25 protein-coding genes and 2 tRNA genes are annotated in these 25,038 nt (G+C 42.4%); 11 read left to right on the top strand and 16 right to left on the bottom strand.

The genetic code is table 11. From position 1 onward, the window contains the following. Positions 1–92: 92 nt before the first annotated feature. Entirely contained in the window at positions 93–1,136 is a 1,044-nt protein-coding gene (locus IE164_RS17260) for a LacI family DNA-binding transcriptional regulator (RefSeq protein ID WP_189631518.1), read from the bottom strand. Positions 1,137–1,526: 390 nt separating this feature from the next. Here IE164_RS17260 and fbaA point away from each other — a divergent pair, with 390 nt between their 5' ends. After that, complete coding sequence (fbaA, locus tag IE164_RS17255; RefSeq protein WP_189631517.1) at positions 1,527–2,591, top strand: class II fructose-bisphosphate aldolase; 1,065 nt, start codon at positions 1,527–1,529, stop codon at positions 2,589–2,591. Between the two features lie 93 nt (positions 2,592–2,684). Here fbaA and pfkA read toward each other — a convergent pair whose 3' ends face one another. From pfkA to IE164_RS17195, 12 genes are all read right to left on the bottom strand, one after another. Beyond that, positions 2,685–3,668, bottom strand: coding sequence for a 6-phosphofructokinase (pfkA, locus tag IE164_RS17250; protein WP_189631516.1), 984 nt, complete (start codon positions 3,666–3,668; stop codon positions 2,685–2,687). Between the two features lie 98 nt (positions 3,669–3,766). Then, a complete protein-coding gene (gene dinB, locus IE164_RS17245) occupies positions 3,767–4,978 on the bottom strand; it encodes a DNA polymerase IV (RefSeq protein WP_189631515.1) in 1,212 nt (403 codons plus the stop codon). Positions 4,979–5,147: 169 nt separating this feature from the next. Then, complete coding sequence (locus tag IE164_RS17240; RefSeq protein ID WP_189631514.1) at positions 5,148–6,257, bottom strand: DUF4934 domain-containing protein; 1,110 nt, start codon at positions 6,255–6,257, stop codon at positions 5,148–5,150. 144 nt (positions 6,258–6,401) lie between these two features. Continuing rightward, complete coding sequence (locus IE164_RS17235; protein ID WP_189631513.1) at positions 6,402–6,632, bottom strand: hypothetical protein; 231 nt, start codon at positions 6,630–6,632, stop codon at positions 6,402–6,404. Positions 6,633–6,933: 301 nt separating this feature from the next. Further along, a complete protein-coding gene (locus IE164_RS17230) occupies positions 6,934–7,488 on the bottom strand; it encodes a thioredoxin family protein (protein WP_189631512.1) in 555 nt (184 codons plus the stop codon). Positions 7,489–7,758: 270 nt separating this feature from the next. Continuing rightward, the gene (locus IE164_RS17225; RefSeq protein ID WP_189631511.1) at positions 7,759–8,409 is read right to left on the bottom strand and encodes a hypothetical protein; all 651 of its coding nucleotides are present in this window, start codon (positions 8,407–8,409) and stop codon (positions 7,759–7,761) included. Beyond that, positions 8,393–8,938, bottom strand: a complete 546-nt coding sequence (locus IE164_RS17220) for a hypothetical protein (protein WP_189631510.1) — start codon at positions 8,936–8,938, stop codon at positions 8,393–8,395. Before IE164_RS17220 ends, IE164_RS17225 begins: the two co-directional genes overlap by 17 nt. Positions 8,939–8,960: 22 nt before the next feature. After that, positions 8,961–9,890, bottom strand: a complete 930-nt coding sequence (locus IE164_RS17215) for a CBASS oligonucleotide cyclase (RefSeq protein WP_189631509.1) — start codon at positions 9,888–9,890, stop codon at positions 8,961–8,963. Between the two features lie 4 nt (positions 9,891–9,894). Continuing rightward, entirely contained in the window at positions 9,895–10,926 is a 1,032-nt protein-coding gene (locus IE164_RS17210; protein ID WP_189631508.1) for a hypothetical protein, read from the bottom strand. Continuing rightward, positions 10,916–11,473 (bottom strand): 7-cyano-7-deazaguanine synthase, encoded by a 558-nt coding sequence (locus tag IE164_RS17205; RefSeq protein ID WP_189631507.1) that lies wholly within the window; start codon positions 11,471–11,473, stop codon positions 10,916–10,918. Before IE164_RS17205 ends, IE164_RS17210 begins: the two co-directional genes overlap by 11 nt. 76 nt (positions 11,474–11,549) lie before the next feature. Continuing rightward, positions 11,550–12,905, bottom strand: a complete 1,356-nt coding sequence (gene mgtE / locus IE164_RS17200; RefSeq protein WP_189631506.1) for a magnesium transporter — start codon at positions 12,903–12,905, stop codon at positions 11,550–11,552. Between the two features lie 2 nt (positions 12,906–12,907). Then, on the bottom strand, positions 12,908–13,855 hold the full coding sequence (locus IE164_RS17195; RefSeq protein ID WP_229838755.1) for a succinylglutamate desuccinylase/aspartoacylase family protein: 948 nt from the start codon (positions 13,853–13,855) through the stop codon (positions 12,908–12,910). 543 nt (positions 13,856–14,398) lie between these two features. On the opposite strand from IE164_RS17195, the gene IE164_RS17190 reads away from it, so the two are divergent. From IE164_RS17190 to IE164_RS17170, 5 genes are all read left to right on the top strand, one after another. Then, positions 14,399–15,073, top strand: coding sequence for an RNA polymerase sigma factor (locus tag IE164_RS17190; RefSeq protein WP_229838753.1), 675 nt, complete (start codon positions 14,399–14,401; stop codon positions 15,071–15,073). A 38-nt stretch (positions 15,074–15,111) separates the two neighbouring features. Next, positions 15,112–15,426: a hypothetical protein gene (locus IE164_RS17185; RefSeq protein ID WP_189631505.1), complete on the top strand. Its 315-nt coding sequence runs from the start codon at positions 15,112–15,114 to the stop codon at positions 15,424–15,426. A gap of 10 nt (positions 15,427–15,436) precedes the next feature. Beyond that, on the top strand, positions 15,437–15,922 hold the full coding sequence (locus IE164_RS17180) for a Spy/CpxP family protein refolding chaperone (protein ID WP_189631504.1): 486 nt from the start codon (positions 15,437–15,439) through the stop codon (positions 15,920–15,922). A 60-nt stretch (positions 15,923–15,982) separates the two neighbouring features. Continuing rightward, the gene (locus IE164_RS17175; RefSeq protein ID WP_189631503.1) at positions 15,983–17,125 is read left to right on the top strand and encodes a cytochrome-c peroxidase; all 1,143 of its coding nucleotides are present in this window, start codon (positions 15,983–15,985) and stop codon (positions 17,123–17,125) included. Between the two features lie 88 nt (positions 17,126–17,213). Further along, the gene (locus IE164_RS17170; protein WP_189631502.1) at positions 17,214–18,341 is read left to right on the top strand and encodes an amidohydrolase; all 1,128 of its coding nucleotides are present in this window, start codon (positions 17,214–17,216) and stop codon (positions 18,339–18,341) included. Positions 18,342–18,401: 60 nt separating this feature from the next. Here the strand turns inward: IE164_RS17170 and IE164_RS17165 are convergent, their stop codons facing one another. The 3 genes from IE164_RS17165 to IE164_RS17155 form a co-directional block, all read right to left on the bottom strand. Continuing rightward, positions 18,402–20,966 carry an ATP-dependent Clp protease ATP-binding subunit gene (locus IE164_RS17165; protein WP_189631501.1) on the bottom strand — a complete coding sequence of 855 codons (2,565 nt, stop codon included), beginning with the start codon at positions 20,964–20,966 and terminating at the stop codon, positions 18,402–18,404. 94 nt (positions 20,967–21,060) lie between these two features. Continuing rightward, positions 21,061–21,696, bottom strand: a complete 636-nt coding sequence (locus tag IE164_RS17160) for a WbqC family protein (RefSeq protein ID WP_189631500.1) — start codon at positions 21,694–21,696, stop codon at positions 21,061–21,063. Next, positions 21,696–22,319 (bottom strand): L-threonylcarbamoyladenylate synthase, encoded by a 624-nt coding sequence (locus IE164_RS17155; protein ID WP_189631499.1) that lies wholly within the window; start codon positions 22,317–22,319, stop codon positions 21,696–21,698. The genes IE164_RS17160 and IE164_RS17155 overlap by 1 nt, the downstream gene beginning before the upstream one ends. Positions 22,320–22,370: 51 nt before the next feature. On the opposite strand from IE164_RS17155, the gene mltG reads away from it, so the two are divergent. From mltG to IE164_RS17130, 5 genes are all read left to right on the top strand, one after another. Beyond that, entirely contained in the window at positions 22,371–23,405 is a 1,035-nt protein-coding gene (mltG, locus tag IE164_RS17150) for an endolytic transglycosylase MltG (protein WP_189631498.1), read from the top strand. Between the two features lies 1 nt (position 23,406). Then, a complete protein-coding gene (locus IE164_RS17145) occupies positions 23,407–23,814 on the top strand; it encodes an acyl-CoA thioesterase (protein WP_189631497.1) in 408 nt (135 codons plus the stop codon). After that, a complete protein-coding gene (locus IE164_RS17140) occupies positions 23,811–24,761 on the top strand; it encodes a YihY/virulence factor BrkB family protein (RefSeq protein WP_189631496.1) in 951 nt (316 codons plus the stop codon). Before IE164_RS17145 ends, IE164_RS17140 begins: the two co-directional genes overlap by 4 nt. Positions 24,762–24,825: 64 nt before the next feature. After that, positions 24,826–24,910 (top strand) — tRNA-Ser (locus IE164_RS17135). 19 nt (positions 24,911–24,929) lie between these two features. Next, positions 24,930–25,001 (top strand) — tRNA-Glu (locus tag IE164_RS17130). The last annotated feature ends 37 nt before the right edge of the window (positions 25,002–25,038 follow it).

Here is a 25,038-nt window from a genome sequence, read left to right as displayed (position 1 = left end):
ATTGCACAATTGTAATGTGAAAATAGTGTTTTTGAGAGGTGGTTTAATGGAGAACGGGCAGAAATGCTGTCACAAACGTTTGCATGGACGGTTTATGGCATGGCTGCCTTAACCGTCTTTCTGTCAGACGATTCGCGAACAATAAGCTCAGTGTCGAGAATTCTTATAATGCTTTTGCCGTTAGAAGACTCATTGATCTCCTGAAAAATTAGCTTGGCTGCTTCGCGCCCCATTTCATAGCCGGGTTGGGCAACACTGCTAAGCGTGGGGTGAATGAGTGAAGAAAACTGCCAGTTGCTAAAGCCTACAATGGCCACTTCTTCCGGAATTCGGATGTTGGCTTTTTTTACGGCTTTTAGTGCACCCAGTGCGGCCATGTCGTTGCTGGCAAATACTCCATCTATTTTCTTTCCAGATGCCAACAGCTGAGTCATTGCGCGTTCGGCTTCTTGCTCGGTGCCATTGCGGCATTCAATAATATTGTCTTCGTTGATAGGTATTTCGTAATCTTCCAGAGCACTTATGTATCCTTCTTTGCGCTTTCGGCCAATAATTAAATTGCTGGGGCCTGAGAGGTGCACAATGTGGCGACAGCCTTGTTCAATGAGGTGTTCTACCGCATCGTAAGCACCCTGATAGTCGTCTACAATAACCGATGAGGCATTCATGCCTTCTACCAGTCGGTCGAAAAACACCATGGGAGTGCCCTCACTCACTACTTTTTTGAGGTGTTCCAGATCGGAAGTTTCTCTCGAAATAGAAACCAGTAAGCCATCTACGCGGGCGCTCATGAGGGCGTCAATGCTGTCGGCTTCCCGTTCGTAGTTTTCGTTCGATTGGCAGATCATTACGTTGTAGCCCTCTTTCATGGCTTCATCTTCGATGCCGCTAATGACCGTGGAAAAGAAAAAGTGGACAGTCTCGGGTATAATTACACCTATTACATTGGTGCGTTGGTTTCTTAGGCTTAGGGCAATGGAGTTGGGCCTGTAGTTGTATTTGTTGGCCAGTTCGGTAACGGCCTTTTTTGTGCTGGGGCTTATGCCCGGAAAGTCTTTCAATGCTCTGGAAACAGTAGAACAAGAAATGTTGAGCTCCTTGGCAATATCCTTAATGGTAACCTGTCCCTTCTTCATGGAGGCCTTCTTCAAACAGACTTTGGAATGGACTCTTAAATAAGTTTATATGTTTTGAATAATCTAGTTTTTGCAAAATTTTTTCAAAAAATGTATTGTGCGAATTTGAGCAAATTTGGCTATTTCAATCGTTTGCAGAATATTCATAGGTAATTAGGGCTCAATGGGTTAGATTGACTAATTATAGATTAATGCCTACTTTGGTTCCCTGACAGAGCACTTTCTGAGATGAACTGTCAGTAATTTCCTCCATTTCTATTATAGTTTACTTTACTTATAGCGCAAACCTTTGCGCTATAAGTGTTTTATACCATTTCTGTTAAGAGGTTTAAGTTTTAACTTCACAATTGTTTTCTTTGCATCACTTTTAAAAACATAATCAAATTCGAAATGGGAAAATTCAGAAGCGGGGTGCTGTACGGTCAGGAGTTGAAAGACTGTCTCAGCTATGCTAAGGAAAATGAATTTGCACTACCGGCCGTTAACGTAGTGGGTACCAATAGCATCAATGCAGTATTGGAAACCGCCAAACGAGTTAACTCCCCGGTAATTATTCAGTTTTCTAATGGCGGAGCCTCTTTTTATGCTGGTAAATCACTTTCTAACGATGGGCAAAATGCGGCTATTCAGGGAGCTATATCCGGAGCAATGCATGTGCATTTGATGGCCGAGCACTATGGTGTGCCTGTGATTTTGCATACTGACCACTGTGCTAAGAAGCTTCTCCCATGGATTGACGGACTGCTGGAAGCCGGCAAGAACTATTATGCCAAAAACGGGCAGCCGCTCTTTAGTACTCACATGCTCGACCTTTCTGAAGAACCACTTCATGAAAACATTGAAATTAGTGCTGAGTACTTCAAGAAAATGGCTCCACTTGGTATGGGTATTGAAATAGAGCTCGGTATTACCGGTGGTGAAGAAGACGGAGTAGATAATACCGATGTAGATTCATCGCGCTTGTATACTCAGCCAGAAGAAGTAGCCGAAGCATGGGACGCGATGCGCAAGATTGGTGATATTTTCACTGTAGCGGCTTCGTTTGGCAACGTGCATGGGGTGTATAAGCCCGGTAATGTGGAGCTAAGACCTGAAATATTGAAAAACTCTCAGGAGTTTATTCAGAAGAAATTTGGCACGGAAGAAAAGCCCGTATACTTCGTGTTCCACGGAGGGTCTGGTTCTGAGCCGGAAAAGATTAAAGAAGCTACTTCATATGGTTCCATAAAAATGAATATCGATACGGATGTGCAGTGGGCTATGTGGGATGGTATTCATTCTTACTATAAAGAGAAGAAAGATTATCTGCAGGGGCAAATTGGTAACCCTGATGGTGAAGACTCTCCGAACAAAAAATACTACGACCCACGGGTTTGGTTAAGAAAAGGAGAGGAGTCTGTAGTGAAGCGCCTGGAAAGAGCTTTCGATGAGTTGAATGCTATTGGCAGAAACTAATAGGCGGAACAGGCAGATTAGATAAACGAATTAATCTTGGTTGGGGCGATGTTTGAGTTGATCGGACATCGCCCATTTTTTTGTAGCATGTGGTTAGATGGAGAGAATTTTAGCTATACGAAACTCCTCATCGTCCAGTCGCTTAATAGTCTTAATGGCTTCTCCTATTGGAGTATAGGCAATGCGGTTGTTAATAATGCCCACCATAACGTTGGACTGACCATTGCGAAGCCCTTCCACTGCGGCTACTCCCATGCGGCTGGCCAGTACTCGGTCTAAGGTAGTGGGGGTGCCCCCTCTTTGCAAGTGCCCCAGTACGGTAACCCGAATGTCAAAGTAGTCGAGTTGTTCTTTTACCTTGGCGGCTATCTCATAGGAGCTACCCAGGTGGCAGCCTTCGGCTACTATTACCACGTTAGAAGCTTTTTGGTTTGCAGCTCCTTTTCTTAGTCGATTAATGAGTGCCTCAATGCTCCAATTGTGCTCGGGTACAATCATGGCCACGGCACCACCGCCAATGGCAGAGTTGAGGGCAATGAACCCGGCATCGCGGCCCATTACTTCTACAAAGAAGAGGCGCTCGTGCGAAGAAGCTGTGTCTCTTATTTTATCAATAGCTTCGCGGGCCGTATTACAGGCCGTGTCGAACCCAATGGTAAAGTCGGTACCGGAGAGGTCGTTGTCTATGGTTCCGGGTATCCCAATTACCGGTACATTAAACTCTTGAGAGAAGATGTCGGCTCCGGTAAACGACCCGTCTCCGCCAATCACCACCAGAGCATCTAAGCCATTGGCTTTAAAATGTTCATAGGCTTGCTTACGGCCTTCTTTTGTACGAAACTCTTTGCTTCTGGCCGAGAGCAAAAAAGTACCTCCACGGCTAAGAATGTTTGAAACAGACCTTACATAGAGCTGTTCCATATTGCCTTTAATAAGGCCATCGTAGCCTTTGTATATGCCAAAAACTTCTATGTCGTAATAAATACAGGCTCTTACTACTGCTCTTACAGCAGCATTCATTCCGGGAGCATCGCCCCCACTGGTAAGTACCCCTATCTTTTTAATTTCAGTGGTCATGTTGCGTTAAGTATAATCAAAAATACTCTTTTCGGTGCGAACGGGATGCTATGCATGAGCCTATTCCACTGCAAACGATTGAAGGAGGTTGGGTTTAATCATTGCCGCCTGTTGGCCAGCAAAGGTGGAGGTTCTCCGGTAAATGGGTTAAAACGACTAATGGTTTTGGCTTCCATGCCATAAGCTCTCAAAACACTTCGGTCGCCATACTTATCCCTTATTTTATCCATGGCATGGTAGAGGTTAATCATTTCTTCAGAATCATCGAACAGGTTGATTTGTAGTCCTCCTTCTACCAGGTGGCTAAACCGAACACCAATGAGCCGAACTAGTAGTCGTTTTTGGTAGAGTTTTTCAAAAAGTTCAAGGGTTTTAGGAATGAGTATGTGGTCGGCAGAAGTGTAAGGAATACGCGATTGTAAGGTGTAGGTGTTAAAGTCGGAGTAACGCACTTTTACCGTTACGCAGGCGGTGAGCTTAAGGCCTCTTCTGAGTTGGAAAGCCAGGTTTTCGGCCATGGCAGTAAGTATGCCTCTCAGCTTGTATACGTCAATGGTATCACGATCAAAGGTTCTTTCTGTAGAAATAGATTTCCGCTCGCTGTAGGGTATTACAGGCGAAGTGTCCACTCCATTAGCTTTTTTCCAAATGCTTATACCATTTTGGCCCAAAACCTTTTCCATAAGTTCTACAGGCATTTCCTGAATGGTTTGAATGCGTTTAACCCCCAAGCCATAAAGGGTAATTTGAGTCTTTTGACCTACCATGGGAATTTTACTGATGGAAAGCGGAGCTAGAAAGGTTTTTTCTTTGCCATAGTCTATGCGCAACTGATTGTTGGGCTTGGCTTCTCCGGTGGCAATCTTAGAGACCGTTTTGTTTTTGGAGAGGCCAAAAGAAATAGGAAGGCCCGTTTCTTTAATAATTCGTTTTCGTAGCTCCGTAGACATCTGGTAGCTGTTGAAAAAACGATCCATCCCGGTAAGGTCGGCATAGAATTCATCGATAGAGGTTTTTTCGTAAAGAGGTACCGTTTCTTTGATGATCTCCGTCACCATTTCGGAGTATTTGGTGTAGGTGCCTGAGTTGCCTCTAATCTGAATGGCATCGGGGCAAAGCTCTTTGGCGCGTTTCATGGGCATGGCAGAATGAACACCGTAAGCCCGGGCTTCATAGCTACATGAGGCTACTACACCACGATCGCTCGTACCCCCAATGAGCACGGGCTTACCCATTAGGCGACTGTCTAGCAGCCGCTCCACCGACACAAAAAAAGTGTCCAGGTCAAGATGTAATATGGTATTCTCCACGCTTTAGGTTGTTACGGACTTATCACACAAAGCTAATTATTTTAGTTTATTAAATAATTTAGCTTACGTAGAAAAATTTAGCCGTCAACCACCCGACTTTCGGTCGTATCATCATGTAGCCTGCTTGTTTTTTCGGGAAGGCTACAGGTGTAGTTTGGGCGAACACGAATTACTTCAATTTGTATCTTATCAAATATTTAAAGTTCTCCAGACCAAGTTTGTCTTTAAAATCACTAAAAATTGAAGGTATGTTCTCGGGTTTGCCTTCAGGAAAGTATGATATCCAGCGATACTCGGGTATTGAATAGTGGAAACCATTTGAACCAATCCCGGCTGGTTTAGATATAAAGTATACCAATCCTTTAGGTAGAATTGAATCCTCAATATATGCGACCTTGGTTTTTACATCAGCCATTCCATGTCTCAGCCTTTTATTTTTGACAAATGAGAAGCGTATAAAATTGTCTTTTACGCTTTTGATATCTGTTATATAGTCATATTCGTGTCGGATGTTCGTGAGGTTAGGGTCGTTAATTTTCCCAAGCCAAGGGTTGGGAAGTACTTTTAACTTTAATACCTGTTTTACATGGAGGTTATTGTCTAGTTGATACAATGTATCCGATAAAGGTTTCTGAAAATAGAATGTGGATGGGGAGTCGTAGTTTGGAGCTATACCTCCAGAGTAACCTATTAGTGATGGCATATCTACTGTATAATTTGCTCCCATCTTTTTAGGAGTGCCATCAAGTCCCCAAACTATTAAATTTGGTTTTTCAGGAAAAATAGAATTGTAGTTAGAATAGGTAACAAAGTTTTCTTTTAATGCGACCATACCTAAAAGACGGTCATTTAGTTTTACCTTTTCTATAAACTCTCCGTTTAAAGTGAATTTTAATATCGCCATATCAAAATGAGAGAGTACCACTATTTGGTTGTCAACAAGTGCAATATTGGTAATTGAGTGGTACTCCTGTGGTCCTGGCCCTTGTTTACCAAAAGAGAAAAGGTAATCGAGTTTTAAATTATATACCTTAATGTCGTTGTTAATGTCATCTAAAACATAGACAAAATTGTCATTGACGATAACATCTTTAATCCTTCCTATGAACGGAGTGTCAGGGAAGGCAACTAGCTCGATTGAATGATATATTTTAGTTAAATCTAGCTCGGATTGTGAAACCTCTATTTCTGAAAAAGGAATGTCACCTAATACCTCCTCCCTACTTTTGGAGTGGCACGAATAGATAGCGAACAAGAGAATAAAAAATAGATACTTCAAGTGATGGAAATTGATATGTGTGCTGTTGAAAAAAACTATAATAGAATAAATAAAAGAGACTTTTAATAAGTATGGCCTTATGTAAGGAAAAAAAGAGCACTCAGTTTGAAACTAGTGAATTAAAACGGAGTGCTCATATGTCTATTATTCAGGTTGAACTTCTGTTAGTCCTTCAGGACATGTGTTGTCAATACATCTTCCGTCACCCAATACACAGTTACTAGAGCTAGCCAGAATTGCACCTGTGTCATCATAACAATCCGTATCTACTTTGGTAAAGCCGCCACTAGAAGATTTTGCTTCGTAAGGATTTATAACTATAGTTACAATAGCTATCCCTATAACGATTAAGAATGAAGATAATAGTTTTTTCATTGTATTAGTGTCTAACTACAAATAGGTGAAAAAATATTATTATCAACCCGTTGGGTGAAATTAAGTTATAGGGTTACCCATTTAGATCGTATTTATTAGATTCCGGTATACTAGACACAAGCTGTGCCCTCACAGCGTTTTTTTTACAACCATTTGTGAAGACACAAATGGAGGCAAGGTTACTAAATAATTTAGCTTATGTAGAAAAATTTTAGGATTGAGGCGAAGGAATAAAGATTGCCTGAAGGTGTTGTCGGCCTAAGCCTGCCTGCCGACAGGCCGGCTCAGGGAGAGAGCAGAATTACTTCCACTTAATATTACAGCCCAGACTTGGGATTTGTGGAGTAGAAACAGGCTTGCCTTCCAATATTTCGTCTAAAGCAGCTCGCAGGTCCTTGCTGGTTACAGGTTTGCCATTGCCGGGGCGAGAATCGTCCAGTTGGCCACGATAAGCACATTTTAAGTCTGCATCAAAAACATAGAAGTCGGGGGTGCATGCTGCATCATAGGCTTTGGCCACCTGCTGGGTTTCATCGTACAAGTAGGGAAAAGTGTAACCTACTTTTTCAGCTTCTTCTTTCATTAATTCCGGAGAGTCTTGCGGGTAGTTTTCTACATCATTCGAACTGATGGCTATAAACGAGACTCCTTTTGCCTGATAGTCTTTTGCCAGCGATACTATGCCCTCGTCTACATGTTTCACAAATGGGCAATGATTGCAAATGAACATAATTACCGTTGCCTTGTCTGACTTGAGTTCAGCCAGGCTTAGGCTTTTTCCTGAGATGGTGTCCGGAAGTTTAAAGTCGGGGGCCGGAGTGCCCAGTGGTAGCATATTGGAAGGTGTTCGTGCCATGAGTTTGGTTATTGGGTAATTGGTATCTACATGGATAGTTCAAGATTATTTTAAAGAGTGAAATACTAGAACAAAGTGAAGTACTACAAATCACATGTTAGTAAAAATGCCAATAGGAGGGTAAATATTGTGTGAGAAATACAAGGGCCTCAGGTTATGACATACTTGGTTGGTGAGTCTATGGTATGATCGTCAAGTGACTTTTGAAGTTTCTCTGAACTAACTGTAGTTCTTAAAGTTTAAGAATAAAAGAACTATAGAGTTATAGTCTTACTCTATCTCTAATGCCAGATAGTTCAGATAGTTCCTGTTAGAGTTCGCAAATCTCCATAGCACAATATCAATTACCGATACCTTCTCGTCAATAACATTCGATAATTCTGAACACATTTCTTCAGGCGAAGAGTAGCCAAAATATTCTGCGATTCTAATTAGATGTCTATCCGGTTTTATAACATCGTATCCAAGATTCTTCAATAGATGTCTGCCAGTTACTGATCCGAGATAAGGAAGAGAACTTATGAATTCAATTCCATCTCTTTGTATTTTAGCTTTGAATGAGTCTACCCCCTCAATAAAAATTAAATATGCAATCTCACATATGGCTTTTATTTTTCCTGTATGAGCGAAGACTTTCATTGCTTTTTCATAGCACTCTTCTTTGTTCCGAACTATTATAGACGCACTATCCCAATTCATAAATGAATTGGAGAATCTTTCAAAAAGTCCTCTTATCACATTCTCCTTCATTCCACTATTAAGAATTACCCAAGCTATCTCTCTAAGTAATTCTTGCTCGGTAAAATCAAGTAGTTGGTTTTTGGTTTCTTCTGATAGTATTTCATGATAATACGGTGAAGACAACAAATGCTTTTTTATGTCAAAATATGCATTTGCTAAATTTTCAGTCCTTCTTGTCATTTTTCTTTAGAGAGTTTATCCAAAAGTCAAATTTGGCCTTCCAAAATGGCTTATTGGGGTTGTCACTGATATACTTACTCAGTCCTACTTTCCTAAGGTGTCGTGATTTTAGACGATTGAATCGATTGTTTGCAATTGGAACAATGGAATCCATCGTTTTTTTATATTCCAGAAGGAATTTATCAATTAAAGATTCATCTCTTTTGCTGTGAGCCTCCTCTAATTTCACTTTTAATAAAAAGAGCTTTTTCGTAGCATTCTCATGATCAGAGGCCTTGCCCTTCCAATTTACTATCATCAAAACAATCGAACTCGCGAATAGTAAAACTCCAGATAATTGAACAATTACTTGAAAAACTTGAGCGTCTCTTTCAATACCAAAAGCACCTAGAAAAGAATAGTCGGTAAAAACAAAGCTATTCAACACAACAGTAAAAAGTATAATTAAAATATCCAACAGGAGAGATTTTCTTTTAAACCGATCCCTTTCAAATGAGTGCATGTCAAGCATCATTCGAATTACCCTCATTTTTTTATCTAGACTGGTCACTTTATGTCAGAAGATTTTTCCAGACACTTGACATTTTGTTAGAGTCAGCCGACTCCATTCTTTTTGACATCACCCTAAATGCATCTGAGACAATTTTACGAGATATGCTGTTTGCATTTCCCAAATAGTCATCAACATGCGTTGATTGTCCTGTTTTGTCTTTTAAAGGATTTAATATTCTAACACTTCCTTCTTTGAAGAAGGTTTTGATCATTGATTTAATGTTTTTTGATCCATTATACTTTGAAAAGACCTCGATTGCCAATGCTTCAATATGATACCCAGATAGCCTTCTTTTCTCAGGTTGTTGAGCAATTATAGACTTGGCGAGCTTAATTACAGGGATTGCTTTGCCGGACATTGACCTGTTAATAGCTCTCAAGGAAACGGCAAATTTTTCGGGTTTAATAATTGGAGACCAGCTATCTCCATCCAAGGAGGATATTTTGACTCCAGTTTGAGACTTAACTGCTGGTAAAACTTGTATTTCGGCTCCATCTGAAAACCTGACTGTAATTGCCAAGTTTCCTTTCTTTATTTCTGTTCTAGGAAACCGTTGTTGGATTTTATGAAAAAAGTAATCCTTTACTTCGGAAGGAGATAGATTCTTAAGTTCCGAGCCATTCAAAATTGCTAAGGTGTCGACATCACTCAATCCATTTACATATGTATGTTTTGCTACTGAACCAGCATATTTTAGGTCAATAGTCCCGGCTATTTCAGATTCTAAGGCTTTCCTAATCTCATTTAGGTGTGTTTGTAATGCTTGACTATCCCGACTATTAATAGATAATAAAAGCTCACGTATTAAATTATTAATCTCTTGATCAAATTTTGGGTCTGTTAATTTTTCTCGAGCCTCTTCAATTTTTTTGCGAATTTCATCAGGTGTTTGCTTTTGATAAAAATATGTATCCTTTGAACTTGCCATTTGATTAGTCTTTAACTCGATTATAACATTCCTCAAATACCTCTATCAATTTGTCATTATTAAGATAATTGAATGAGTCAAAACTTCTGGTCTTTGAGAAGTCTCTCATGGCAAATTTAAGTTTTTCCAGATAGTTGACATTCGAAATTAATGATGAAAGAGCAATTGCTTTGTCTTTGCTTTGAACCCCTAAAGCTTCACTTAAAACAGAAAAGTTATGAGTATATATGGCCATACCATTATGATACGAGAACTTCAACCATGTTAATCCGTCAAAGATCTCTGCACCTGCAAAAAAATATAGAACAGAGGTTACCGGATCAAGACTACCAAATACGTGTATGGGTTTATCGGCTAGACCATTACTGTCCAATGATTTCCTAACCTTTTTAACGTTGATCATCCTGTCATAAATCGAATTGCCTAATTCTTTTTCTGTCAGCCCAATGATGTCAAATTTATTCAGACTATGAATACTTCTCAACAAGTCATCGATGACAACATTAGGCTGTTGTTTTTTTTCAGGCTTAATTAGAAAATCGGTCAGCATTCTATTCCTGAATTGACTGAAGAATTTATCGGCATTTTGGATTTGATCTTCAAATGGGAGTCTAATTTCTCCATGATCAAAGTTTACAATTACAAATGAAGTTTCCTCAGGGCAGCTAGAAAGTGTACGTATCAGTTCTTCTTCCCCCCAATCAAGAACTTCATGCCGTGTCTTGTTAACCCCAGAGATATCAAAGGATTCAGAAGTCTCATAGCCACCGCTATCAATGAAAACCACGTTTGTTATGCCGATTTCTGAAAGCGGTGGAATGTATCCATGATAAACATCATAAGCACTCACTAATAGTGACTCGTGTAATAGTTCTTGTGCTGGCACATTAAGGACATCATATATTTCGGAAACTTCTTTGGGCTTATTATTGATCTTCTTTTTAAGAAGGGCAAAACCCTTAGAGGAAAAAGAAGGAATTAGTAGTGGGGTTTCAATTTCTACCCCAGTTGGGTGCTTTATTGTTCTACTTTTCATGAGATTCTAAAAAAATCCTTTCTAAACATGATGGACATTGACCACATGGTACATCGGTCCCTATTTCGCAGCTTACCAAGTTTTGGAATGAAATATTCGTGCTTTTAAGATATTGCCATATTTGATGTTTTCTCCAGCTAATAAAGGGAGCGAGAACTCTAATATTACTATTTAGACTTGAATCAAGAGTGTCTTGAAATTTACTAATGAAGTTTTCGCTACAGTCTAAATAATCTGTTCCAGAATGAATACCGATTGAAATATACTTTGTTTTTGCACTAGACTTCATGATTGCTAACGAAAGCAAAAATAGATTTCTACCGTCAATAAGACCTGAACTAAAACTACCTAGTGAGCTGATGTATATTATTTCTAGGTTTAAATTGAAATAATCACAAACCCATTCACAAGCCTCCCTTTCTTTTAATGCTGCGGGTTGTCCATAGTCAATAAATAAAGGACGAATTTTGAACCCTTCGCTTTTAAAAAACTGAATACAAGCTGTGGAATCAACCCCACCACTAAGGAGTTGTATAGTCTCATCCATCCTTATATTTTCTTGTAATATAAATAATTCACTAAAATTATTTCATTTGAATAGAAGATGATTTTAAGATTCTTTTTTACACTAAATAGCTCATTGCTGCTCCGGCAAAGGTTAGAGCTAAGAAGAAGCCCAGCATATCGGTAACCGTTGTAAGAATAGGGCCCGATGCCAGAGCCGGATCGGTATTCATTTTTTTAAGAAACAACGGAATGGTGCCACCAATGCTTACGGCCACAATGGTGTTAATGGCCAGAGCGCCACCCACAACAAGTCCTAAATAAAAATTGCCCATATAGATAAAGGCTGCCAGACCAATGAGCAGGCCAAGTACCAACCCGTTGATCAGTCCTACCTTGATCTCTTGCCAAAGTACCCGGGCCAGTTCATAGGGCTTAACCAAACCCAGGGAAAGCTCGCGCAAACTTACCGCTACGGCCTGGTTGCCCGAACAGCCGCTCATGTCGGAAATAACAGGCAGGAACACGGCCAGGGCAATCACTTCTTCGAGGGTGTCCTGGTAAAAGGCAATAACACTTGCGGCAATAATGTTGAGCACAATGTTTACAGATAGCCACGAAAGCCTTCTTTTTGAACGAAGCCATACCGGCATAGAGCGGAGCTCCTCTCCTCCCACAATACCTTGGGTTTCCAAAAGCTCCAGGTTAGACCTTTCCGTTTCTGCTTCGCGAAGGTCTTTTCGGAGTACTATACCCAGCAGTTCTTCGGTTTCGCTTACCACGGGCACTCCAAAGAAATCATATTTATCGAAAAAACCGATGAGCTCTTCCAAACGGGCATTAGGGAGCATGGTTTTAGCATTCTTAATGGCTATGGTATCCAGCTTGGTATTGGGACGAGAAAGTAACAAATCGCGCATTTGCAAAACCCCGACAAAGCGGTTGTCGGAGGTAACATAGATGTATTGTACGTGGTAGTCTTCGTATTCCTCGGCCTTTTCCTGAAGGTCTTTTACCGTTTGGGCTACCGTCATGGCCGAGTCATAGGCCAGGTATTCCGTTACCATTAGCCCACCGGCCGACTCAGAATCGTACTGTATGAGCTTTCTTACATTTTCGGCTTCCTGAGGCCGCATTTCTTCAAGAATGGCCTCGGCTTCTTCCGTTTCCAACTCGGCCAGAATATCTACCTGGTCATCGCTATACAACTCATTAAGAATAGAAGCAGCGGTTTCTATCTGAGCATTTTCTATGGCTTCTATGGCCTGGTTTTGGGGTATTCGCTCCAGAAGCATAGCGGCATCTTCCGGGCTTAAAAGGCCAATAAGCGAAACCTGTTCATCTTTGGAGAGCCGGTTGTAGGCATAGATCAGGTCTTCCGTTTTCAGGCTTTCCATCAACTGATGAATGCTCTCACTGTCTTTTAGTTCAATGAGCGAAGAGAGTTCTTCCAAAAATGTTATTTCTTTTTCCATGATTACTTTTGTACGCCTATGTGCATTAATGCATCGCCCTGATGTACTATGGGGTTGTTGTTAAGGCCTATTACATAGCCTGTTGCCGGGCTTTTAATCTTGTGCTTAAAAGCCCCGAAGGGTTCGGCTATATAGCCTACAATTTGATTTTTTTCTACAAAGTCTCCTGATTTTGCTCCGGCCAGAAAAATACCGGAATAGCGTGCCCTTACCCACGATGAATTGTAGATGACTCTGGTTTTTTGCATGGCATCTGGGGCTCTCTCGCGCATGCCCAGGTACTTCATTACCCTCAAAGCCCCGTTTATTCCTGCCTGAATGGCATGTTCATCGAAGCGAGCCGATTCCCCTCCTTCATAGACCAAAATATGCTTACCCATTCGGGCGGCTGTTTGTCTCAACGACTTTGGACGAAAGGGGGAGTTGAGAATAAAAGGAGGTTCAAACGCATTGGCAATGGCGCGGTTGCGTTCGTCTTTAAGTACACAGCGTATTTGTGGGTAATTGGTTCGGTCGGCCCCTCCGGTATGAAAATCGAGGCCCACATCTATTTTGGGTATGATATTATTGGTAAGGTAATGAGCCACGCGCGAGGCCAACGATCCGTTCTTATTTCCGGGAAACGACCGGTTTACATCTTTTCCATCGGGCACATAACGGCTAAAGTTAATGAACCCAAACATGTTGATGATGGGAATGCAGATTACTGTTCCAACTTTGGGTTTGTGTTGGTCTTTTTCAATAATTCTCCTAACTATCTCCGTTCCGTTAATTTCATCGCCATGCAGGCCTCCGCTTAGAAGAAGAGTGGGACCATCTTCAAGAGCCCGGGCCACCGTAATCTTCAGGTTAATTTCTGAGTGAGAGGGCAATCGGGCAATATTTACGTTGATAACTGCTTCTTCGCCCGGCATTACGGGCTTTCCACTAATTATAAAGGGTGTTCTCAAAATCGCTGGCTGATTGTTTGGGCTAAATCTACACACAAACCCTGAATAGCCTTAGCCTAATTTAACTTTTCAGGGAGCAAGTCCGGGGCTTGTTTTTCATTAAGCCTTCCAAAAACAAAATCTAAAAGGTCATAAAAATGTTTAAAGCTACTGTCGGAGTCACCTTGCTGTTGGCCTCAATAGTGGTTATGCCTTTGGCTTTTGTACAAAGCCTTTTGTTACAAGGGAAGAGGTCTCCCAAAGCGAGCCGTCTGGTCAGGTTTCCTATCATATTCCCGGGCTTTCCGAAGAACAGAATAACAGTATACACCAGACCAAATAAATAGCCGAACAAGAGAAACAGCCTTTGCAGGCTCGGCTGAGGATTGGAGAAGCCCGAATGGAGCAACTTCAATTGGCCCACAAAATAAATATGAAAGCGGTGGGTAGGGTAATTGAGCGAACAACGGATTTAAGGGCACAACTCCTCGTACTAAAAGTGGAAAGTGTGGCAGAAATAAAGAGCCTGTTTGCGATGAGCAGCGGCTAGCACTAAACAGGCAATTGCTGTACAGGCCAATAAAGCGGGGAGGGAATGAGGAGGCCCAAAAGCTTCTGAACCAAAACAGGGAGGATAACACCTCCTTCAACTTAGACCAACCATTGACAGAGCAAACACTTTTATTGGCCTTGAGAAACAGATCTGAAGAAGCTTTCAGGCAATTGGTAGAAGACTACAAAGACAAAGTGTACAACACCTGCCTGAGCCTCTTAAAGAATGAAGAAGAGGCTGAAGAAAGCGCCCAAGATGTATTCATGGAGGTGTATCGATCGGTAGAGAGTTTCAGGGCAGAGGCTAAGCTTTCTACCTGGATATACCGGATTGCCACTACCAAGAGTCTTGAAAAACTAAGAAGGATGAAAGCAAAAAAGCGCTTTGCGTGGATGAGGAGCCTTTCAGGAGGTGTGGCGCAGGGCTTCCAGCCTGCTGATTGGATGCATCCGGGAGTGGCTATGGAGCAACAGGAAAATGCCAAGGCTTTGCTGGCGGCTATCGATAAGCTCTCGGATAATCAGCGATTGGCATTTACTCTACACAAGCTGGAAGGGCTTTCTTATGAAGAAGTGGCTCAGGTACTTCAGGTAAGTGTGTCATCGGTTGAGTCGCTCATGTTCAGGGCCAGGCAAAACCTAAAGAAGCAACTGAGAAACTTCTATGAAAAAAATATGATTGATTAACGCAAGAAAATTAAAGGGTTGGCATCCAATAAGATACCATGAAAGAGAAAGCAATTATAGCACAAAGGGTAGAGCAGAGTATAGCAAGTTTGGATGCTGTAGAAAGAGCGTTGGCACCTGCTTTTTTTTATAGCCGGCTGGAGGCCAGAATGGAAGCAGAGTTGTTGGGTAAGAGTAACCGCTATGCCTTTTTAGAAAATATGAAGCTATGCACGCTCTTGCTTCTTATTGTTCTGGTTTTCAATGGTTTTAGCTTGGTTCTGCTAGGGTATGAGCGACCTCTGCCTGTAGAAACTGCATGGGAAACGCTGTCTAGAGAATACTTTATGCCGCCCAACGAATTCGGTTATTAAATCTAAACAAATGAAAAGTTCAAGAATAATAGGCATTGCGGTAGTGTTTCTGGCGGTATTGAACGTGGTGCTCCTGACCTTGCTTTGGTGGGGCAAACCAGATCAGCACATTAAAAACGGTATGGAAGGGCTGTTAATATTGGAACAAGAACTTGGCCTGACCGATGAGCAGTTGGAACAGTTAAAACGCTTGCGTCATAACCATTTTATAGAAGTGAATAGGCTGAGGGACCGAATGCACGAGGCTCGTGAGCAACTGCATGGTCTTTACGGAAAGCCGGAGGTGGTAGCCCTTACGGACAGTTTGAGCCGGGTAATAGGAGATAGTCAGGCCCGGATAGAGCAGGCCACCTTCAACCACTTCATGAAAATACGAGACCTGTGCGCTCAAGAACAGGTACAGGTTTTCGATGCCATTATTATGTCGGTATTAAAGCAAGGGGCTCCGCACAGCCGTATGCCACCACCGCAAAAGAAGAAAAGGCGCGGGCCATAAGACCTGTGAAACCTCAAAGCCGGAGTCGGACTGCACCAAAAATTTAAAACCAAACAAACTATGCGAACAAAGGCGATTTTTCTTTTGAGCCTGGCCATGCTATGTGCCAATTGCTCTCAAAACCTGGAAGAAGAAACCATAGAGCCAAATGCTCTTGAGGGTTTGAACTTACCGGACAGTTGGTACAACTATGCCAACCCCGATCTTCCCGATCATTTTTTAGACAATGATATAAGGCGTATAGACAATACACCTACCAATAATCAGATAACCAATGCAGGGGCAACCCTGGGTAGAGTGCTTTTCTATGATGTTCGGTTAAGTGCAAACAATACCGTTTCATGCGCTTCTTGTCATGTGCAAGCCAAGGGTTTTTCCGATTCGCGGACTCGAAGCCTTGGTTTTGAAGGCGAAGAGACCGGCAGAAATAGCATGGGCTTGGCCAACGCCAGGTATTATAACAATGGCAGTTTCTTTTGGGATGAACGAGCCACAAGCCTGGAGGCACAAGTACTGATGCCTATTCAGGACGAGGTGGAAATGGGGTTAACCTTAGATGAACTGGTGGCTAAAGTTCAGGCACAACCTTACTATGAGCCGCTTTTTTCCGATGCTTTTGGTAGCTCGGCAGTTACTGCCGATAGAATAGCCAATGCACTTGCCCAATTCGTAAGAGCCATGGTCTCATATCAGGCACCATACGATTTTGGGCTTGTTGCCGCCAACGGAAACAGTAATGCCCGTTTTTCCAATTTTACTGAACTGGAGAATTTGGGTAAAGATTTATTTTTTAGCCGTAGAACACAGTGCTCCAATTGTCATGAAACAGTAGCGTTTAGTGGAGATAGAGCCAGAAACAATGGGCTCAACGCCAATAGTACAGACCTGGGCCTTGGGGCAGTTACCGGCAATCAACGCGACAATGGTAAGTTCAAAGTCAATTCATTGAGAAACATTGAACTCACTAGCCCGTACATGCATGATGGACGTTTTGAAACTTTGGAGGAAGTAATCGACTTCTATAACCGGGGTGTTCAGAACCATCCTAATCTTGATGACCGATTGAGAGAAGGCAATAACCGGGCTGTTCGAATGAATTTGAATGCGGAGGAGCAGCAAGCCTTGGTGGCCTTTTTGAGAACACTTACCGATCAGTCGTTTATAAGCGATGAAAAGTTCTCGAACCCTTTCGGTAATGATTGAGAATTTATAGTTCATATACTATATATTTTGGTTGAAGAAGGAGAGCTCGGATGGAGCTCTCCTTTGCTTTTTTAGGTATCTTTTTCCCATGCTCAAACTCAACGCTATTCAGAAAAGGCATTGGCTGCATCAACACCCGGAACTGTCCGGTAATGAAAGAGAGACGGCCCGCCAGATTGTAGACTGGCTGAGGCCACTTAAGCCCACACAGTTGATGGCTCCAATAGGTGGCCGCAGCGTATGGGCTATTTGGGACAGTGGGAAGCCGGGCAGGCATATTATGTTTAGGGCCGAATTAGATGCCCTGCCCATTGAAGAGGAGTCGGTTATTGAATATGCCTCTGTCAATAAAGGTATAAGCCATAAGTGTGGTCATGATGGGCACATGGCCATATTGTTAGAGTTGGCTTGCCGAATTGTAAGTGAGGGGATTGAAAAAGGGAAAGTCAGCCTCATGTTTCAGTCGGCTGAAGAAACAGGGCAGGGCGCAGGCCGGGTTGTAAGCGACCCTCTCTTTAAAGAAAACAGGCCTGATGAAGCTTTTGCCTTACATAATTTACCCGGCTATCCTTTACACACCATCCTCAGTAAGGGTGGAGTTTTTTGTGCGGCATCTATTGGGCTTAAGTTGCTGTTCAAAGGTCATACTTCACACGCTAGTGAACCGGAGAAAGGTAAGAATCCCGCTCAAGCCATTGGTCAGTTTATTGTTTGTTTGCCGGAAAGGGTTAGACAGTTGGGGCTTCATAGTCATACCTTTTATACCATTACCCATATAAATCTAGGCGATGAAAGTTTTGGTGTTTCAGCTGGTGAAGGAGAAGTCTGGATGACCATTCGATCGTTGTCCAATAACGAAATGAGGGGGCTATTGCAGGCTATTGAGAGCCAGGCGAACGAGTTGGCCCATCAGCAAAGTTTAGTTTTGGAAGTATCGAAGCATGAAAGCTTTCTGGCCACCACCAATCATAAAGAACAAGAAGAGGTGATAAGGCAGGCGTGCCAACAGCTTGGTCTTGAGGTTAGAACACTTCCCGAGCCCAATCTTTGGAGCGAAGACTTTGGTGTTTTTCTAGACGAAGTTCCGGGGGCGCTGCTTGGGCTTGGCAGTGGCGAAGGGTGTTTTCCTCTGCACCATCCTTTCTATGATTTTCCCGATGAGATTATTAACACCGGAGCAAGGCTTTTCTGGCAAATACTTATCAATCGGTTATAAAAAAAGCCGGTTTTGGAAGGTCACCCAAAACCGGCTTTCGCTTACTATCTGTTTACCACATTAGTCTGTAGAGTCTTCCTCTTCAGTCTTTTTACTGGTTTTTCGTTTCTTTTTAATCTTTATGGTCAACTCTGCCTCGCCTTCTTTATGATCGGCCATCAGTGTATCGCCTTCGTTGATATCGCCTTTTAATATTTCTTCGGCAATTTGGTCTTCGAGATACTTCTGAATCGCACGATTCAAAGGTCTGGCTCCATATTGCGGATCAAAGCCCTTGTCGGCCAAAAAGTCTTTGGCTTTCTCGGTTAGGGTAATTTGGTAACCCATGGCTTCAATTCTGCTCAGGAGTTTCTTCAATGATATATCAATGATCTCGTGAATATGCTCTCTGGAAAGTGAGTTAAAGATTATCACATCATCCAACCTGTTCAAGAATTCAGGGCTAAAGGTCTTTTTAAGCGCTTTTTGGATAGTGTCTTTAATTATAGCTTCCTCGTTGTCACGCTTCACCTGAGTGCTAAACCCAATGCCAGTTCCAAAATCTTTTAAATCTCTTACCCCTATGTTCGAGGTCATGATGATAATCGTATTTCGGAAATCAACCCTTCGGCCCAAGCCATCAGTCAGAATACCATCGTCAAGTACCTGAAGAAGAATATTGAACACATCGGGATGAGCTTTCTCAATCTCATCGAGCAGTACTACAGAATACGGTTTTCTTCTCACCTTTTCGGTAAGCTGACCACCTTCTTCATAGCCTACATAACCGGGAGGCGCTCCTACCAACCGCGAAACAGAGAATTTCTCCATGTATTCACTCATGTCAATGCGCACCAGTGAGTCTTCTTTATCGAAAAGATAAGTGGCCAATACTTTGGCCAACTCTGTTTTACCCACTCCGGTGGGGCCAAGGAATACGAAAGTACCAATTGGTTTTGAGGGGTCTTTGAGTCCTACTCTTGTGCGCTGAATAGCCTTGGTGAGCTTTTTAATGGCATCTTCCTGGCCTATAACCTTGCCACTAAGCTGGCTGGCCATGCCCACCAGTTTAGCTTGCTCTTTCTGAGCCACACGCTTGGTAGGTATGCCGGTCATCATGGCTATAACTTCTGCTACATTATCTTCATCTACTACGTATCGTTTAGACTTGCTCTCTTCTTCCCATTTCGCTTTGGCCTTGTCTAGCTGATCAATGAGCTTTTTCTCCTTATCTCTCAGTTGGGCAGCCTCTTCATACTTTTGGCTTTTTACTACCCTATTCTTCTCCTTCTTTATTTCCTCGATCGATTCTTCCAGCTTTACAATTTCATCGGGTACATGGATGTTGTTTATGTGTACTCTGGCACCGGCTTCATCCAATACATCTATGGCCTTATCGGGCAAAAATCGGTCAGAAATATATCTGTCTGAGAGTGTAACGCAGGCTTTTATGGCTTCTTCGGTATAATTCACATGGTGGTGATCTTCATACCGTTCTTTAATGTTTTCGAGAATCTGAATGGTCTCTTCAGGAGTGGTAGGGTCTACCATTACCTGCTGGAATCTTCTCGCCAAAGCCCCGTCTTTTTCGATATACTGGCGGTACTCATCGAGTGTGGTAGCTCCAATGCATTGAATTTCTCCGCGTGCAAGAGCGGGCTTAAACATGTTGGAGGCATCGAGCGAACCAGATGCTCCTCCTGCTCCCACTATGGTGTGAAGCTCATCAATGAACAGAATCACTTCAGGAGACTTTTCCAGCTCATTCATAACGGCCTTCATGCGCTCTTCGAACTGTCCTCTGTACTTGGTTCCGGCAACCAAAGAGGCGAGGTCTAGAGTAACTACTCGTTTGTTGAATAGAACACGTGATACCTTCTTCTGAATAATCCGTAAGGCTAGTCCTTCGGCAATGGCCGATTTACCAACACCCGGTTCTCCAATAAGAATTGGGTTGTTTTTCTTTCTTCTCGAAAGAATTTGACCTACACGCTCAATTTCTTTTTCTCTGCCCACAATAGGGTCTAGTTTGCCTTCTTCGGCATATTTAGTCAGGTCTCTGCCAAAATTATCCAATACCGGGGTTCTTGATTTTTCAGAACCTTTGCCTGTAGGTCGGTCAGATGAGCCCCCGCCAGATGCTCCACTGCTAAACATACGTGAAGAGTCATCGTCCGGGTCGTCAGTGTCTGACGAAGCAATAGGATTATCTGTTTGGTATTCGAGCATCTCTTTAACCACCTCATAGTTCACATCGAATTTCTCGAGAATTTGGGTAGCAATATTATCTTCATCGCGCAGAATAGATAATAGTAAATGCTCTGTGCCAATAAGCTGGCTTTTAAATATTTTTGCTTCTAAGTAGGTGATTTTCAGTACCTTTTCTGATTGTCTTGTCAGGGGAATATTGGCCAGGTTTTTTACATTGTGATTGGCTGTTCCCTTGGTTGCTCTTTCTATGGCTTCTCTTAGCTCTTCCAAAGAAGTACCAAGCTTTTTCAAGATGCTCACGGCTACTCCTTCACCCTCACGAATCATTCCTAAAAGCAAGTGTTCTGTGCCTATGTAATCGTGGCCGAGACGCAGCGCCTCTTCCCGACTAAGCGAAATCACTTCCTTTACTCTATTTGAAAATTTTGCTTCCATTTATCGCCTTTCTCTTGGTCTAATGTTAGTCTATTAAACCCCAAACAATTTAATAAGATATGGTTAAGATTTAATAGAAAACGGTATCAAAAACCTATTTGTTCTTTAAGAATACACCTGACTGCTTCAAAACCATTAAGGCATCCGGCCCTACACAGAACAACAAGTCTAATATGCTGAGGTTAGGTACAAAGTTTTTGCCAAACATCTGATAGTACTCCTTTGGCTGAAACCATGTCATGCTTTCTAATGGCTTTTTAGGATGCACGGCAGACCTTGCATCCAAAATACCCTTTGCCGGGGTCAATTCAAACTTTTTAGTGAATTCGATGCTCACATTCAGTTGAAGCAGTCTAAGACATAATGTCAGCAACGACTGATTTAGTTCAATTAGATGTTTTTTTTCCTTCTTAAGTTCATTCTCGAAGTAGGTCGAATAGTACTCAAAAAAGGGTGCTTTGCCATAGGCCGATTGAATAGCCCGCCAATGGTTGTTGATCCACTTCTGGCGGTGGTCAATTTGCATGTTGCGAATTGGAATCTTGCTGTTGGCAGATTGTACAGGAACAGTGAGCCTTTGTGTGCCATGAGAGGTTAAAATCTCGCACCGGTTGCGGTAGGTTTGTTTTTCGAAATTTTCGCTTACCTCTATAAATACTTCTTCTGCGTGGCATAAAAGAGTGAAATAAGCCACCGAAGGCATGTATTGTGTTTCAATCAATACTTTCACTACATAAACTCTTCAATGTCTCCCAAGCCTTCCCTGATTACTTCGAAGTAATCGCCCGAACAGTCGACAACAGTCGATGGCATATTGCCGCCATAGCCTCCATCAATCACAATGTCTACCAGATTCTCATACTTTTCGTAAATCAATTCAGGGTCTGTCGAATACTCAATCACTTCGTCTTCGTCTCTTATCGATGTGGTGATAATGGGATTGCCCAGCCGCTTCACCAATTCCCGGGGAATATTGTTGTTGGGAACTCGAATACCCACTGTCTTCTTTTTGGCATTCAATACTTTAGGCACCTTGCTGCTGGCTTCCAAAATAAAGGTAAAAGGGCCCGGAAGCGCCTTTTTCATTACTTTAAACACCGGGGTACTCAGGTGTTTGGTGTATTCTGAGATCTCACTCAGGTCGTAACAAATAAATGAGAGCGCCTGTGGCTTTGTGTTCTTTATCTGACAAACCCTTTGCACGGCCTTTGTGTTGCTAAAATCGCATCCAATCCCATAAACCGTGTCGGTAGGGTAAATCACTACTCCTCCATTTCTCAAAACTTTCACAATCTGATCGAGTTTATGAGGTTCAGGGTTTTCTTCGTACAGTCGAATGAACTCAGCCGGCATCACTTTGAAATAAAACCGAAGTTAGGACAAATTCACTATTTTTGTGCCCCTATGCAGAAAAGAAAGCGCTTTGTGTTGTTTATGGTCATCTTCTCTCTGTTGCTGACCACCTTTTCGTTCTATTTCTATCAGTTGTTTTATGGAGCCAATATTCTAACGGAGTCCGAAGCTCAGACCATACTCATAGATCATGACGATACCTTCGATTCACTAAGAAATAACCTTTATGAAGCCAGGGTTATCGAAGATGCCGTTTCATTCAGTTTTGTGGCCAAAATATTGCGCTACCAAAAAGCTGTGAAGCCGGGTGTTTATTTGCTCGACTCTAAAATGAGCAACCTTGACGCCATCAGAAAACTGCGGGCCGGCAACCAAACTCCGGTCGATATTACCTTCAATAACGTGCGCTTTAAATCGGAACTTTCGGAAAAAATCACCTCTAATGTGGGGGCGAGCACCGAGGAGTTCGAGGCCTTGTTAAACGATGACGAGTATCTGGCAGAATTTGGGTTCAACAGCCAGAATGTTATGGCCATGTTTATTCCTAATACCTATGAGGTCTATTGGACCATATCGGCCAAAGGGCTCTTTGAACGAATGCACAAAGAGTATATGAACTTTTGGACGGAAGAACGAAAGAACAAAGCGGTTGCCATTGGGCTAAGCCCCGTTGAGGTAGCTACTTTGGCCTCTATCGTTCAGGATGAAAGCATAATGGGAGATGAAAAACCCAAAATTGCCGGCTTGTACATTAACAGGCTCAATAAAAAGATGCTTTTACAAGCTGACCCGACAGTGAAGTTTGCTCTTGGCGACTTTACTATTAAACGTGTTTTAACAGCCGATACGCAGGTGGATAGCCCCTACAACACCTATCGCTATCGAGGACTTCCTCCCGGCCCTATTAATCTGCCCTCAATCAGTTCCCTAAATGCCGTTCTGAATTACGAAGAGCATTCTTATATTTATATGTGTGCCAAGGAAGATTTCTCTGGTTACCACCGCTTTGCTAAAACCCTGGCCGAACACAACCGAAATGCCAGGCTGTTTCAGCAGGCACTAAACAAAAGAAACATATACAGATAACATGTATAAGGCCGATGTTCAGGTACGCGTAAGGTATGCCGAAACTGATCAGATGGGATATGCCTATTATGGTAACTATGCCACCTACTATGAAGTAGCTAGGGTAGAGGCTATGAGGCAAGCCGGGTTTCAGTATAAAAAAATGGAAGAAGAAGGGGTGATGATGCCCGTAACCGAACTCCACTGTAAGTTTATCAGGCCAGCGAAATACGATGAACTACTTACTGTGAGAGTGAGTATACCCTCCTTGCCGGAAATGCGCATGAAATTTTTGTACGAAGTGTTCAATGAACAGGGTATTAAACTTAATCAGGGAGAAACTACTTTGGCTTTTATCAATAAGTCTACGGGAAGACCCTGCCGGGCACCGGGCTATTTGCTGGAACTTTTGAAGCCACATTTCGAATGAGAAGTCGTTTAGTCAATCTGGTAGTAAATCATCAGGCATATAAGAGGTTCGTCTCTTTTTTGCAGAGAATAAAGATTGGCAAAGAGAAGGTAGGTTTGTACGAGGCAATTGTCATCTTTTTGCAAAAAATGGGTGATGATGAAATAGTAGGAAGAGCCAATGCCGTTGCCTTTAGTTTTACTATGGCTATTTTCCCTGCCATAATCTTCCTGTTTACGTTAACCCCATATATTCAAATATTCTTTCCGGAGGTCACCAATGAGGAGATCATTATGTTCATGGAGAATATATTGCCAAAGAACCTGTACAATGCGGCTTCTACCACTATTCACGACATTATTAGTAAGCAAAGAGGAGGGCTCCTTTCTTTTGGTTTTATACTTACACTGGTGCTTTCTACCAATGGAATGAATGCTCTGATGGCGGCATTCAACGCCTGTTATAAAACAGTTGAAACCCGCGGTTTCATTAAAATGAGGTTTATTGCTACCATGCTCATTTTTATACTATCACTCTCTGTGATTATTTCAATTGCACTACTGGTGGTTGGGCAGCAATTGTTGCAGGACAATAAGGTAAGGGAGTTTGTGCAAGATGTAATCTCTCTGGATCTTGTGTTGGTATTGCGGTTTGTGGTTATTTATTTAATCTTTCAAATTGCTATTTCCTGTATATACTACTTTGCCCCTGCGGTTCATGAACGCTGGCATTTCTTTAGTGCCGGATCCATATTTTCTACCTTGGCTTGCATTGCCGCATTTTTTGGCTTTTCCTTTTACATCAACAATTTCGGTACATATAATAAGCTCTACGGTTCAATAGGAGTCTTACTGGTGCTCATGCTATTGTTGTTCATTCTCTCGCTCATATTGCTGGTAGGCTTTGAAATGAATGCTGCTTTGGACAAGGCCAAGTTTGATAAGCTAAAAGCTGAGAATAATATTTGAGCATTCTTGTTTGAAGAAAAAAAATTCCATTTATCTTTGCAGTCCCAATCGGGAGATCACATCCAGAGGAGTGGCGGAGTGGTCGAACGCGGCGGTCTTGAAAACCGTTGTACCGCAAGGTACCGGGGGTTCGAATCCCTCCTCCTCTGCACTTATTGACAATGTCACGGTCCCTTCGTCTAGGGGTTAGGACGCCAGGTTTTCATCCTGGAAACAGGGGTTCGATTCCCCTAGGGACTGCTTAAAAGCTCGGCAATGCTGCCGGGCTTTTTTTTTA

This window comes from Roseivirga thermotolerans, assembly GCF_014653175.1.
GTDB classification, from domain to species: domain Bacteria; phylum Bacteroidota; class Bacteroidia; order Cytophagales; family Cyclobacteriaceae; genus Roseivirga; species Roseivirga thermotolerans.
Note: the sequence above shows the minus strand (reverse complement) of the source record. Positions and strands in the feature narration are given on the sequence as shown.